Origin of the sequence: Thiohalophilus sp. (genome assembly GCF_034521165.1) — a bacterium.
GTDB lineage: Bacteria > Pseudomonadota > Gammaproteobacteria > UBA6429 > Thiohalophilaceae > Thiohalophilus.
The window spans coordinates 275,996-289,557 of sequence record NZ_JAXHMV010000002.1; the positions used below are offsets into that span (position 1 = coordinate 275,996).

The following is a 13,562-nucleotide window of genomic DNA, read 5'->3' on the forward strand; positions in this document are numbered from 1 at the left end:
CAGAACCTCGAAGCACAGCGTCCATTGTCAAAAAAACGATGCGCCGGCTTCGCTTATACCCGGGACTCCCTGGCGGTCGTCAATCAATTGCCGCTTCGCCGTTGTTCGGTAATTCTCGTGAAACAATCTTATCAACCACCGGTTTTGCGTGTTTAACCGGCGAAACATCAAACCAAACCCGTGACCATTGGCGTGCACGACCTGCCCCGGCAGGCACAAATTGATACGATTATCAGCAGATTGAATGTACACATCGAGGCCCGTATTGATCGCCGGGCGCATATTACTCAGCACGAAAATGCCATCCTGGCTGATATTATATAACAGCCCGGCCCGACACTCGCCTGCACGATCACTTCGACAAACACGAACCAGGGCCAGGGCCCGAACACGTTCACCATGCCGGTGTTCCATATCTTCTCTCCTTTTATCCAGCAGCCCAGCTACAGGCCCGGGGGTGTGGCTTGCCGGGTTAGCTACTCATCCATTGGCGATCTTATGTCAGCCATTTTGTTCCATGGCGCGTTGCCATGTTGATAGCTTCATTAAAAGTCTAGTTGGTCCGCCGGGATAAAAAAAGATGAATTTAGAATCAGGCCACCAGCTCTCGAAGTAAAGACATATCGTTTTGCTAAAGATTGCGAAAAGTAAAAAAGGAGAAGTATCAAACACCTCTGATTCTCAATCAAACACAGGGGCCGACACTTTTATTTTCAGGGGAGAAAAGCGCTTTGGATTATTGAATAAATCTGTTCAAGGGGAGGCAAAACCCGGCGTATTTCCACCTCTTTTCAAAGGTCAATAATCAATAATCTTGCGCAAAAGGTGACACTATTTCTCATAGTATAAAGTGGCGATAGCACGAGAACTATTGCCGGCTCTGCCTAAATTCCGGGTAGTTTGCTACGCTTGGCTTATTACTTCAGGAGACCGCGTCATGTACAAACACATCCTGGTTGCCATCGACGGTAGCGAAACAGCGCAACATGCCCTCAAAGCCGCAATCCGGCTCGCCAAAGTGCAGCAATCAGAATTGCTGATTGTGCATGTCATCAATGAAATCAGCATGAGCTTGCCCGAGGGGGGCTATGTCCCCGATATACAAGAAGCGTTCCGCGAGTCCGGGCGCGAGATCCTGAGACAGGCCGAGTCGGACGCCCGCGAGGACGGTGTGACAGCCGAGACAATACTGCTCGAGATCGATAAATTCGGTCAAAATGCCGCCGATATGATCGTGACCGAAGCAGATAACCGGGGAGCCGACCTTATTGTGATCGGCAGCCACGGACGACGCGGTATTCGCCGCCTGTTACTGGGCAGCATCGCCGAGAGTGTGATGCGCATCGCATCCAGTCCGGTACTGTTGATTCGCGGCGAATAAACCCAAACGGGCTTTGCCGTTTATTGAAAGAATCGCCGTAAAAAAAACGTTTTCTCTGAAATTAGCAACAATTTTTCTGTGACCCGGTTTTGATCTTTTTTTACTTTATGAACTTCAACCGGCAAAAATCATGGCCTGTTGCTGTTGCCGTTCTCTTCCCTTCCCTTTCCAGCACCAACAAAACCATCATGGGGTTTTGATCCTGATTCAGTGGCAGTTACGCCTGTCCAGAATTACACAGGATCAAAGCGCAGTGTTTTATTCAAATATCAGCAAGAACAAAGCGCTTTCCCTGCTTTTTATGACTACGGTTTTGGAGACAATACTCCGTCAGACCCGGCTTGCCCTAACAGAGTCTGACGGCTAGATTGAACACATTAGCACCCGAATAGCTCATCGAGCTTCGGGACGGGCTAATCACAATCCAATCCCGCAAGGAGGAGCGTCATGACTGCCTTTTATAGTAATAATTCACTGCCATTTGAAACCCCGGACTACCAGCAGCTTTTGAGCTGTTACGACGCCGAGCGTACCGCGCTCTGGTGTTACCTGAACCCAAGTCCTCGTCCATCATTTAACCTGGCTCTGCTGACCGAAATTGGCGACTTGCAAAACAGAGTCGCCACCTATATGAATTCAGGCAACATCACCGAACCAATCCATTATTTTGTGTTCGCCTCCGCGACGCGCGGTGTTTTCAACCTGGGTGGCGATGTCGACCTGTTTATTCAGCTGATAAACACAGCCGACCGGGATGCACTGTACGACTATGCGCGTCTGTGCATTGATGAGGTCTATGCAAATGCCACCGGGTTTGGCGTCCCTGATCTCACCACCATTTCGCTGATACAGGGTTCGGCCCTGGGTGGTGGCTTTGAGTGTGCTCTTTCGTGTAATCACGTGATTGCCGAAGAGGATTCGCAGATGGGATTTCCGGAAATTTTATTCAATCTGTTTCCGGGCATGGGAGCGCTGAGTTTGCTTTCGCGTAAAATCGGTCTGTCACAGGCCGAGCGCCTGGTTCAGGATGGCAAAATGCACAGTGCCAGGGCGTTGTGTGAAATGGGTGTGATCGATGAGCTGGCGGCCGATGGCGAAGGAACACAGGCAGTCAACCAGTTCATTCGCCAGCACCAGCGCGCCTCAAACGGCCGTCTGGCCATTCGGCAGGCAAGCCAGCGTATTGCACCGGTGACCCATGAGGAGCTGATGGATATCGTCGAGTTCTGGGTGGATGCCGCATTACGCCTGACATCGCGGGACCTGCGCATGATGTCCAGGATTGTGGCTGCCCAGAATCGCCTCGAGGCCAACGAGGCGGTACCCGCTGCAAGACAGCGGCCTGAGCAGGCCAATGTCCTGGAGCTGGTACGCGCCTGAGATCACCAACGTCTGGAAATTGTGCTGACCACAGGGGGATCAGGCCGATTTATCCTGATCCCTTTGTGGTGATCCTCCTGCGATTTGGCGCAGTGCTGAAAGTGATGTGATATAGGCATCCTGCAGTTGTGCCAGAAGTCTTGTGTGGTTGCGTTTGAAATCAACAAAATCAACCGCACCGGCAACACTGCAGGCCTGCATCAAATTGCGTGCACCTACGTTGGTCGCATTGGATTTCAAAGCATGGACCTCGTCGCAAAATGCAGGGTGATTTTGCGCCCGGCAAGCATTGGCAATCCGTTGAAGGATTTCACTGCCTTCCCGTTCATATTCCTCGGTCATCAATGTAAGCTCACCGGGGCTACTGCAAAGACGATCAAGTTCAGCAAGAACGGCAATATCGATTTCAGCCTGTGTTTCACCCTGTTCCGATCCGGATGAATTTCCGGCAGCGTCACTTTGAGGTTTGCACCAGGGAAGTATTTCCACCTGGGTTTCTTCCAGCAAGCGTTGAACCTCGTCCAGCAGTTGTTGTGCCGTAACCGGTTTTGCAAGATAAGCATTTGCATTAACTTCGGCACAGGCCTGCTGTGCGCTGAAACTGGCATTGGCGGTCAGTACAATCACTGGCAGCGATGATTTGGGGCGCATCATTCGATACTGTCGCAACACTTCGGTCCCATCCAGACCGGGCATATGCATATCGAGAATAGCCAGCCGGTAACCCCCGGCATGAAGTTTTTCCAGTGCCGCATCACCGGTTTCGACCGTCTCGACGTCGAAGCCGGCTTTATCAAGAATCCGGCGGGTGATCATCAGGTTGGTACGGTTATCATCTGCGATCAGAATTCGCGTACGATTACCCGTATTGTTGCGCTGCCCCCACAACCATGAGGGTACGTTCGTTAATTTTGAATTCGCATCTTCTGTTATGAAACGGCGCGGCGCGGCGTGGAGAACTGAACGCACTTGTTGCTTCGTCGGATTACGTGGCAACATGGTATTGTAGTCCCATTCAGAAAGCGATGGCGCCACATGCGGCTGATCGCTGACAAGAACCATCAGTGCCTTGCCGGTAATAGACTGCTTGACAAGTTCTTCACAAAGCGCCTTTTCTTCCTGCTCCCTCACAATGGCCTGATCGACCAGAATCGCATGATAGGGATTGCCAATCCGAAGCGCCCGCATAACAAAATCTGTCGACTCTGCAAGGGATTCTGAATGAACCACCCGCTCCCCGAGAATTTGCTGATAAGCACTGACGAGTTGAGCATCTCTGGAAACCAGCAACACTTTCGCCTGATCTGACAGCATACTCTCGTCTTCAGCATCCGCTACGACAGTAAAAGGCAGTTCAAACCAGAACGTGCTACCTTCATGTTTAATACTGGTTGCACCGATTTCGCCCCCCATGAGTTCCACCAGGGTCTTGGCGATGGTGGTCCCAAGACCGGTCCCGCCATATCGCCGCGTGGTGCTGGTATCTTCCTGCGCAAAACTGTCGAAGATTTTATCCATTGCCTCCGGCGCAATTCCGATACCGGTGTCTTGTACTTCAAATCGCAACCGGGCCGTCGACCCGAGCTGTTCCTTTAATCTGACATCCAGGCGTACCGACCCTTCCTCGGTAAAACGTACGGCATTCGCCAGCAGGTTGAAAATAATTTGACGTAAATGGTGCGCATCACCGCGCAGATGGTAGGGAACATCCGGCGCGATGCGCAGCAAGAACCGCAATCGTTTCTTGGAGATGGCCGGCTGAATAATCGAAGTCGTGGTGTTCAGTAATTGATGCAAATCCAGATCGGTTTGCTCCAATGCAAGCTTGCCGGACTCAAGCCTGGAGAAGTCCAGCACATTGTTGATCTGGCGCAATGAGGCATTCACCGAATCGTCGATGACATCCAGCAACGAACGTTCTTCCGGTGATAGTCGCGGGCTATCACGTAACATTTCGGAGGATCCCAGAATCCCGTTGAGTGGAGTGCGAAGCTCATGGCTCATGCGGGCCAGGAATTCACTCTTGGCATTACTCGCCTCTTTGACCTTGGCGTGGGCGGCATTCAGCTGACGAATCAGATGCCCGGTATAAAGCGGCAAAACAATAATCGCCAGCATCACCCCACCGATCAGCGGAGGATGCGCTTGCCAGGTCGGTGACAGGCCAATAACAAAACTAAAACCGATGACGCTTAACACAGTACTGACAATCAGTGGCGGCACACCGAACCGAAAACCATTGCCCAGCGTAATCCATAAATAAAGAACGAAAAGGGGGATACCACTTTCGCCGTTGGTGATCATCAAAAAGCTGACTGTCCCGATGTCCGCGATGTTGGTAGTGAGACGCCGTATCCCCGGGGAGCGGCTCGAGCGCTTTATTTGCCAGGCGACGACCAGCGAAAATACAACAAAACCTGTCAGATAGGGAATCCAAACCGGTATTACCTGCTCCAGCTTGATCGGATAGACCATTCCCGTCAGATAAACAAGAAAAATCACGCTGATGGCAATACGGACAATTGCCTGGCCCCGCTCCCGGGTGAGGATGGTGGGGTCCGCGGGATCCGGCCAGTCGGCGGAGGCTGCCCATTTATACAATTTCATCATTACACCTCCCCACCGAGTCCTGGGTTACAGCGGTTGCCATCGACTATCAGGAGAACCTGAAATAACAGCAATGGATTTCACATAGTTGGAATAATTATGTCTTCTTTAACGAACCTTGGGAAGTTATCTTTAAATGTATCCGATTTTTTGAATCCTGCCTGTGCCAGAGGCGGACATAAAACCGGAGAGAGAGTGGGTAAAAATAAAGCGCCACTGTACAACCACATATCATAATTGCCTGATTTTATTGAGATTCAGAGGTTGCTAATATTGATATCAGACTATGATTTTCGTGAAATGGTATTAAACTGGTAAATTATAGTCTAAAAGGATTTCATGTTCCTTCCGCCATGAAAACCAGGGAACAGATTATGCAAACAAGGAGGCAACCGATGCTGATACTAACACGCCGTGTGGGTGAAACCCTGGTCATTGGCGACGATGTAACCGTCACCGTGCTGGGCGTCAAAGGTAACCAGGTGCGCATCGGCGTCAATGCGCCAAAGGATATCCCGGTTCATCGCGAGGAAATCTATCAGCGCATTGAAAAGGAAACACAACAAACCGGAAGCAAGAGCGCCGAAAGCGGTACCAGGAAATAATTCAGCGCAAATGATTCTCAAAAAAGCAGGTATAACACTACTCGGGCTGTGGATATGAATCATCTAAACCGGTGTCAGGGCGCAGTATTCTCTAAATATTAGTACTGACTGTTCTCTAACCGTGAGTTTCGTATGAACGCCTGCAGCGCAAAAACAGATAGTTACAAATGAGAATCGTTTATTACAGCCTCCTTTTATGACAGTCGTCGCATTAATAATCCACTGATCACAGAAAAAACCAGCAAGTACGCACACAGTGTAATGGTATAAGCCAGGCCGAAGTAATGGATCATAAATGGCAGCAGCGGTAATTTGATAGCCCGGCTATAGAGGAACACCGCTGCCAGAGGCGCATACATCCCGTTTGCGCGAAGCTCATGCAGCAGAGCGTACCACGGGTAGATCGGTCCGGCGGCCAGCATCCCACTGAAAGCGGCAATCATCCAGCCTTTAACGCCCGCTTCCCTGCCAAGTTGGCGTTTAATCCATTCCGGTTTTAACAACAGATCGATTAGCAGGAGCAGGACAAACACTATGGCCAGTACCGGCAACACCTTCCCCATCACTTTCTCGAAGTGGCCGACTGCCCTGCCAGCCGTATTGACATCGACCAGCGCGACAACACCATAGGCAGCCACCACCAGTAACAGAAACAACCAGCCGCCCAAACCCCGCTTTTTATTCACACGTTTCATCGACCGGTCTAATTAAAAAGTCGCAACGTGTAGACACACAGAAACGCGATCGCGATAGCACTTAAAAAGCAAACAATATTACGGTAGAGGGCAAAACGCATTCCCAGCATCAGCGCTTCGGCGGGAAGCTGTACCACGCCGACTGTCACCCAGCTGACGATAAACGCTGTAACAGCGATCAGGCTCACCCCGGCCTGGCTTAATTCCCCGCCCAGCACATAGCTGGCGATCGGATGTCCCGCCGCTATACCGCCGACCGACGCGCCGACCGTGGCGTCCAGCATGGCATTACCTCCGAACAGATCGGCCGCCAGCTGTTGTGGAAACAGACTCACCGCCAGGCTGGTCAGTAGCAGCATGCCGATGATGACGGGCAGAAGATTGATAAATGCCCGGATTGTCTTCTTGAGACTGTGGCTAAAATGGTGTTCCGGCATCTGCATTGCCTGCGTTATTCCTCTCATCAGTCTACAATTAAATTTGTCATGTTCAAAAGACAGTACGATGTTGATGATTTCGGGCAACGCTGCGCACGCGCAGAGTAAACAGCCAGGGAATTGACCACCATAATAGCCCGTATTCGAATAACGGCCTTGCATGGATAAATTCCCGGAGCCAGACAGGATGACATCAATACTGGAAAAAGGTGGCAGCACGTTCGAGGGCATCAAGCTGCTGCTGTGCGAGAACCCCTTGCCGCCGCTGGACGAGGCGATTACCGCCGCCCAGAGCGAGGTGCCGCGCAGCAATTACTATACCGAGCCCTATTCGGCGCCGCTGCGCCGTTTTATCGCCGACAGTGTCGGCGTGCCCGAGCGGCTGGTGCACATCAACGCGGGCTCGGAGCTGATCCTGCGCCAGCTGTTCGAACGGCTGGGTCAACAGGTACATCTGCTGACACCGACCTATCCGCTGTTCCCGGAGATCGCCCGGCGCTACACCGAGACCCGCCTGCTACCGGAAAACGATTTTGCCTTCGACCTGGGGGAACTGGCGCTCCCCGACGACACCACGCTCGCGGTCATCGTCAATCCCAACAACCCCGACGGCGGCAGCTTTGACATGGCACCCTTGCCCGATTTGCTGCGTCGTTATCCGCACACGCACTTTCTGGTCGACGAGGCCTTCATCGGCCTGGCCGGCGAGTCGGTCGCGCGGCTCGTGCCTGACTATCCCAACCTGCTGGTGACCCGCACTCTGTCCAAGGCGCACAGCCTGGCGGGGTTTCGCGTCGGCTATGCGATCCTGCCCGAACCCCTGGCCGAGGATCTCAATACACATAACGACGCCTACCCGCTGGCGCGGCCCAGCCACGCGGCGGCGCTGGCCACCCTGCAACACGAGGACAAGATCCGCACGCGCGTGGCGCAGTTGCGCGAGTGGACCGAGGCACTCGCCAGCGAACTGCGCGCGCTGGGCGTACGCACCTATCCGACACAGACGTATTTCTTTCTCGCCGACTTCACACCGCACGAGGCAGACGAGCTGGCCGGCAAGCTGCGCGAACGGGGTATTTACATCAAGCCCCTGAACGATGCCGTGCTCGGCCCCGGCTTCATGCGCGTAACCACGGCACTGCCCGAGGACAATGCGCGTGTGCTGACGGCGTTGCGGGAGTTGTTATAACCATGCCGCGCACTGCCCCGTTTGAGACCTATCATCAGCGTTATGACGACTGGTTCGTGCGCCATGCCGCGGCCTACCATTCGGAGCTGCTGGCAGTGCGCGCCCAGTTGCCGTGCGTCGGCCTCGGCCTGTCCATCGGCGTGGGGACCGGGCGCTTCGCCGCGCCCATGGGCATCCAGATCGGCATCGACCCGGCACACGGAGTGCTGGGCTACGCGGCACAGCGCGGCATCGCCAGCGTGCAGGCGGTGGCCGAGGCGCTGCCCTTTGCGGACAACTGCTTCGATCACGCGCTGTGTGTGACCACCATCTGCTTCGTGGATGACGCCTGCGCGATGCTGCGCGAGACGTTTCGCGTCCTGCAACCTGTCGGCGTGCTGGTGATCGGTTTTATCGATCGCGACAGTGCCCTCGGCCAGCACTACCTGGCGCACCAGGCCGAAAATGTGTTCTATCACGATGCGACCTTCTTCTCCGCCGCCGAAGTGGAACAGCTGCTGTATGACAGCGGTTTTGTTGAACCGCGCTGGGTGCAGACCCTGTCGAAGACACTGGAAGAGACCCGCGAGATCGAGCCCTTGCGCAGCGGTTACGGACAGGGAGCGTTTGTCGCGGTGCGGGCCAGACGGCCGTAGCAAACCAATAAGGATACGAGGTTTATGGAGAACACCTTCTGGACGGCGTTCGGTGCCAGCGTGCTGGCGGCGGTGGTGACGGGCATTGGCATCTACACCATTCGTCATTTCGAGGCCTGGGGCCGCAGGTACAGCATCTATTTCGTGTGCTTCGCCGCCGGCGTGCTGATCTCGGTGTCCTTTTTGCACATCATCCCCAGGTCCTTCGAGCTGAGTCCCCTCGCGCCGGCGTATCTGCTCGGCGGTTTTGTGATCATGCACCTGTTCAACCGCTTCATCACCGCCTTTGTCTGCGAGCGCGGACCGAATCCAGATTACGGCATCGGCCTGGTACCCATGGTCGGCATCGGGCTGCATTCGTTCATCGACGGCTTCGTCTATTCCATCACCTTTAGCGTCAGTATCTTTACCGGCGTGCTCGCTGCCACCGGCATGGTATTGCATGAATTTCCCGAGGGCATCATCACCTATTTATTATTGTTGCGCGGCGGTTTCAGCGAGAAGGCCGCGCTGATCCTGGCGGTCATTGCCGCCTCGCTGTCCACGCCGCTGGGCATGCTGGTCTCCTGGCCCTACATCAGCCAGATCGATCAACCGCTGCTTGGCACCCTGCTCTCCCTGTCCGCCGGTGCCCTGGTCTATGTCGGTGCCACGCACCTGTTGCCACAGGCGGAGAAGGAACGGCGCAAGTCCAGCCTGTTGGCACTCGCCGCGGGGATCCTGGTGGCGGTGCTGATCGTGCTGTCAAAATAACCGGGACATCAGCTGATGAACCTTGTAATATTGACTATACTATCAAACAGTTGGTGCGCGATAGAATCACCGACTGTATGTGTTTTGTGATGTATAGTTTTGGTGCGAAAAGCGATTATCTCAATTATTGTTGAGCCATTTTTCTCACCTCTCTGGCTGTGCTGTTTGAAACCCTGGAGGAATAAATAAATGAATATAGAAGTTAATGGTAAAATGCTTTCAACGGATGAAGAAGGATATTTACTCAATATGGATGACTGGAATGAATCAGTGATGCATGAGCTGATAAAGCAACATGAAGCGGATGGCCACAAACCACTATCCGAGACGGCTATTGGTCTGGTTGAATATTTTAATCAGTATTACCAAAAGAATAAAACACACCCGACCATGAATCATCTTCTCAGAGAGCTGGCCAAGCGAGAGGACGATAATTTCACCGAGGCTGAAAAATACAAGAATTTTCTTTACGATATGTTCCCCCACGGACCAATACAAAAATTGTCCAAGCTGGCCGGCCTGCCAAACCCGGGCAACGAAAACGAAAGTTAATGGGAAAAGGGGCCGGGGAATGTTTTAAAGAGTCAAAGCTCTTTTCGTTGACTATCTCCCTCGCCTTTCTCCCTTCTCTCCTGGTCAAAAATTAATTTCTACGTTCCTTTTTCCCGGGGTTTTACTCTGACCCTGAATATCGGCATGGGGATCAGCTAAAGCATAAACGAAAGCAACAAGGCAGTACCCAGGAAGGAGAAGAAACCGGCGACATCAGTAATGGTGGTGAGAATGATCGAGGAGGCCGTGGCCGGATCCTGACCAAGACGGGTCAGGATGATCGGCACCAGCGAGCCGGCGATGCCGGCGGCGAGCATGGACATGACCATGGCGACGCCGATCACCAGCGCCAGGCCGAAGTTGCTGCTCCAGACGAAGACAGCCAGGCCGCAGGTGATGGCCAGTACCAGGCCGTTGATCAGGCCGACCATCACTTCCTTGCCCAAAACGGAGCGCCATTGGCGTATTCCCACCTCCCGCAGAAACAGCCCGCGCATGGTGACCGCCAACGCCTGGGCGCCGGCATTGCCGGACTGACCGGCGACCACCGGCAAAAGCACCGCCAGGGCAGTGAACTGGGCAATGAGGTTCTCGAACAGGCCGACTACGGCGGCCGCAAGGAAGGCGGTCAGCAAATTGATATGCAACCAGGGTAAGCGGCGACGAATGGCGAACCCGGGTGTCGACAGGGCGCGTTCTTCCGGGCTGACACCGACCATTTTCTGCAAATCGGCGGTGGCGACATCCTCAATGGCATGAAACAAACTGCGATAACGAACCACACCCATCAAGCGCCCATCGGCATCCACCACGGGGACAGAATCCTGGCGGGATCGATCCAGCAGCTCCACCAGTTCCTCCCGGCTGGTCCGGGTATCGACGGCTTCATGGACCGGCGCCACCAGGGTGGAAAGGGTCTGTTCCGGGGCGGCCAGTGCCAGGTCCTGAATGTCCACCCGGCCATCGAGGCGGCCGTCGCCGGTGACCACGAACAGGGAGCGGGCGCCGCGAATGGCCGATTGCTGCAGCCGTTTCAGCGCCTGCCCGACCGTCATGTCAGCCTGGGCCGCCACAAAGGCGGTGCTCATCAGCCGACCGGCGGAGTCTTCGGGAAACGACAGCAACCGTTTCAGGTCGTCGCGGCTGACCGGGCGCAGTTCCGCGAGCAGACTGTCGCGATCCGCTTCCGGTAACTGGATCAGCAGGGTGACAGCGAGTCGGGGCGGGGCCCGGTCGAGCACATCGAGTTGCTGCGAACGGGGCAACAGGGAGAACACCGTCAACGCCTTGACCGGGCTGAGGTATTCCATGGCCACGGTCAGGGCCGCGCTGTCTACACCGTGCAGCACGTCGCCAAGCGCCCTGTCCGACAGATCTTCTATCTGTCCGGCGGCGGCGACCGGGTGGCGGCGCAGGTATTCGTTCGGGATACTGTTTTCGATATCGGGCGTAGCCACTCTGGTCATTTCCCCCGTACACCGAACAGCGCCTCGAGACAGATCCCCATAACGCGAAAGTACTGTCCGGTCAGCTCGTTCATACTTTGGCCAAGGCTGTTTTCGGCGGCGTTGCCGCCCCTCAGCGCCACCATCAGCGCTTCCCGGGACAGGCTGCCGAGCAGGTGATTAAGATGATCGGTGACCGGCAGCGTCGTGTGCCGGAGCCACTCCGGGAAATCACGGGCATTGGCGAGGCGGGTTTCCGCCCGCAGCGCCTCGACCGGCATCAGGAACGCGGACAATTTCGCGGTCTCGGTTTTTGCCATCAATACCCCGCCGAGATCCAGCCGGCCGAGATAACCGCCGCCGTCATCCACCAGCCAGACCGGTTGCTCCGGGTCGGGAGCATGCTCGTGTAACAGGGCCACGGCGTCGGGTACCAGCATCCCCGCGTTCAGTTGCATGGCGGACGGGTCCGCCAGCGCGCCGACCTTGTCCGGCGGGTAAATGACCAGCTTTTCCAGTGTGCGCCGCATGCGCCGGCTCGGTAGCCCTTGCAGTATTCGCGCTCGTCGGGATTCCTCAATGTGCAGCAGCAGGGTGAGGGCATGATCGACCCCCGCCGCGTTCAGCCAGCGGATCAGGGTTTCATCATCCTGTTTGTCCTGCACCTCGAGAGCCTGGCGATGGGGCAGCATGGCCACCAGCGGCGCGGCCGTTTCCGCTGGCAGATCGTCCAGTGTCTGCAATACGGCCTCGGTACCCCGGGTGGCGAGAAAGGTCGCCAGTTCGCCCGGGTAGTCGCGTGCATAGGCCAGTTTCAATGGGTGAGTCGTGGTCATGATCTCAGCTTTGTGACGCCGATCGGGGGGTAATCCGGACGACCCGGCCGCTGGCCAGGCGGGCAGCGGGAATGGAGACCAGGCCTTCATCCGTCTCCAGTGTCAGCCCGGTCCGGTAAATCTCGACAATCACGCCTTCGTCATCGTCGATGCGCAGGCGGTCACCGCTGGCATAGCGGGTCATTTCCGGCTGGGCCACCAGGTTCGCGACATATTGCCGTGCACCGAGGGCAAAGGCGATTGACAGGCCACCCAGCAGCGAAGCCAGGATGATCAATGAAAGCTGGGTAATAAACGAGATATCAATGCCCAGTTGCTGCAGGCCGGTAATCACCGCCACCGCCACGACAGCGGCATGCACCAGCCGAGGCAACAGGGCATTGCCGTCACCCTGGGCTATCATCCCGGCGGTAAGGTTGCGCAACAGGACACCGACGACATTCCCCATGCCAATGATCACCAGGCCCAGGACAAAACGCGGCAGATAATCAAACAACATGTCCAGCCAGGCCGTAAGCTGGGGAATATTCAGCAACCGCACGGCAATCACCGCCGCCAGCACCAGCACCGTGGCAAAGACCAGCAAGGCTAAACCCTGCTGAAAAAGAGGGGAAACCACATAGTGGCTGCGACCGGAAAACCGGCTGATCATCCTGTCGCCGACCAGGAACAATCGCCGGACAGCCAGCTCTGCCAGCTTGCCGACAATCACACCCAGTACGAGTACCAGAACAGCCGCCAGCTCCGGGTATGTTTCAACAAGATTTCGCAACATGCTCTCTCCGTATCCTGGCGGGGCCCCACCTGTTAAGAGCTTAGCCGAAAACCCCTGCACAAAAAAACCGGCAAAATCCGGGGGCAGAAAAAATCGGGTTCAAAGAACAGTTTTCTCAAATATTAGCAACAATTGTTCTCTGGCCCTGACGGATCTCAGCCCGCATGAATCTCAGGCCTTTAAGGCACTTTAAGGGGTCAAAGCCCTTTTCGGGCGCTTTGGCCTTTAAGGGGTCAAAGCCCTTTTCGGGCGCTTTAATTTAAGAATTTAAG

The 13,562-nt window shown here is 55.1% G+C and carries 14 protein-coding genes; 7 read left to right on the forward strand and 7 right to left on the reverse strand.

All coding sequences use genetic code 11. The features are described from left to right. Positions 1 to 27 precede the first annotated feature (27 nt). A complete protein-coding gene (locus U5K34_RS03090; protein WP_322567056.1) occupies positions 28 to 414 on the reverse strand; it encodes a PilZ domain-containing protein in 387 nt (128 codons plus the stop codon). 523 nt (positions 415 to 937) lie between these two features. Between U5K34_RS03090 and U5K34_RS03095 the strand changes: the two genes are divergently transcribed. Both U5K34_RS03095 and U5K34_RS03100 read left to right on the forward strand, forming a co-directional pair. Continuing rightward, positions 938 to 1,381: a universal stress protein gene (locus U5K34_RS03095; protein WP_322567057.1), complete on the forward strand. Its 444-nt coding sequence runs from the start codon at positions 938 to 940 to the stop codon at positions 1,379 to 1,381. Between the two features lie 447 nt (positions 1,382 to 1,828). Next, on the forward strand, positions 1,829 to 2,761 hold the full coding sequence (locus U5K34_RS03100; RefSeq protein ID WP_322567058.1) for a crotonase/enoyl-CoA hydratase family protein: 933 nt from the start codon (positions 1,829 to 1,831) through the stop codon (positions 2,759 to 2,761). Positions 2,762 to 2,800: 39 nt separating this feature from the next. Here U5K34_RS03100 and U5K34_RS03105 read toward each other — a convergent pair whose 3' ends face one another. Next, entirely contained in the window at positions 2,801 to 5,371 is a 2,571-nt protein-coding gene (locus U5K34_RS03105) for an ATP-binding protein (RefSeq protein WP_322567059.1), read from the reverse strand. A gap of 392 nt (positions 5,372 to 5,763) precedes the next feature. Here U5K34_RS03105 and csrA point away from each other — a divergent pair, with 392 nt between their 5' ends. Continuing rightward, complete coding sequence (csrA, locus tag U5K34_RS03110; protein ID WP_322567060.1) at positions 5,764 to 5,973, forward strand: carbon storage regulator CsrA; 210 nt, start codon at positions 5,764 to 5,766, stop codon at positions 5,971 to 5,973. A 194-nt stretch (positions 5,974 to 6,167) separates the two neighbouring features. Here the strand turns inward: csrA and U5K34_RS03115 are convergent, their stop codons facing one another. Next, a complete protein-coding gene (locus tag U5K34_RS03115; RefSeq protein WP_322567061.1) occupies positions 6,168 to 6,668 on the reverse strand; it encodes a hypothetical protein in 501 nt (166 codons plus the stop codon). Between the two features lie 8 nt (positions 6,669 to 6,676). Next, the gene (locus U5K34_RS03120; RefSeq protein WP_322567062.1) at positions 6,677 to 7,111 is read right to left on the reverse strand and encodes a hypothetical protein; all 435 of its coding nucleotides are present in this window, start codon (positions 7,109 to 7,111) and stop codon (positions 6,677 to 6,679) included. Positions 7,112 to 7,292: 181 nt separating this feature from the next. On the opposite strand from U5K34_RS03120, the gene U5K34_RS03125 reads away from it, so the two are divergent. From U5K34_RS03125 to U5K34_RS03140, 4 genes are all read left to right on the forward strand, one after another. Further along, complete coding sequence (locus U5K34_RS03125; protein WP_322567063.1) at positions 7,293 to 8,294, forward strand: histidinol-phosphate transaminase; 1,002 nt, start codon at positions 7,293 to 7,295, stop codon at positions 8,292 to 8,294. A gap of 2 nt (positions 8,295 to 8,296) precedes the next feature. After that, a complete protein-coding gene (locus U5K34_RS03130; RefSeq protein WP_322567064.1) occupies positions 8,297 to 8,929 on the forward strand; it encodes a methyltransferase domain-containing protein in 633 nt (210 codons plus the stop codon). 24 nt (positions 8,930 to 8,953) lie between these two features. Beyond that, a complete protein-coding gene (locus U5K34_RS03135) occupies positions 8,954 to 9,682 on the forward strand; it encodes a ZIP family metal transporter (RefSeq protein WP_322567065.1) in 729 nt (242 codons plus the stop codon). Positions 9,683 to 9,871: 189 nt separating this feature from the next. After that, positions 9,872 to 10,234, forward strand: a complete 363-nt coding sequence (locus U5K34_RS03140; RefSeq protein ID WP_322567066.1) for a TusE/DsrC/DsvC family sulfur relay protein — start codon at positions 9,872 to 9,874, stop codon at positions 10,232 to 10,234. A 155-nt stretch (positions 10,235 to 10,389) separates the two neighbouring features. Here U5K34_RS03140 and U5K34_RS03145 read toward each other — a convergent pair whose 3' ends face one another. From U5K34_RS03145 to U5K34_RS03155, 3 genes are read right to left on the reverse strand one after another with little or no spacing between them, the layout of a single operon-like run. Beyond that, on the reverse strand, positions 10,390 to 11,700 hold the full coding sequence (locus U5K34_RS03145; protein ID WP_322567067.1) for a magnesium transporter: 1,311 nt from the start codon (positions 11,698 to 11,700) through the stop codon (positions 10,390 to 10,392). Next, entirely contained in the window at positions 11,697 to 12,515 is an 819-nt protein-coding gene (locus U5K34_RS03150; RefSeq protein WP_322567068.1) for a magnesium transporter MgtE N-terminal domain-containing protein, read from the reverse strand. Before U5K34_RS03150 ends, U5K34_RS03145 begins: the two co-directional genes overlap by 4 nt. A 4-nt stretch (positions 12,516 to 12,519) precedes the next feature. After that, positions 12,520 to 13,290 (reverse strand): hypothetical protein, encoded by a 771-nt coding sequence (locus U5K34_RS03155; protein WP_322567069.1) that lies wholly within the window; start codon positions 13,288 to 13,290, stop codon positions 12,520 to 12,522. Positions 13,291 to 13,562: the final 272 nt, after the last annotated feature.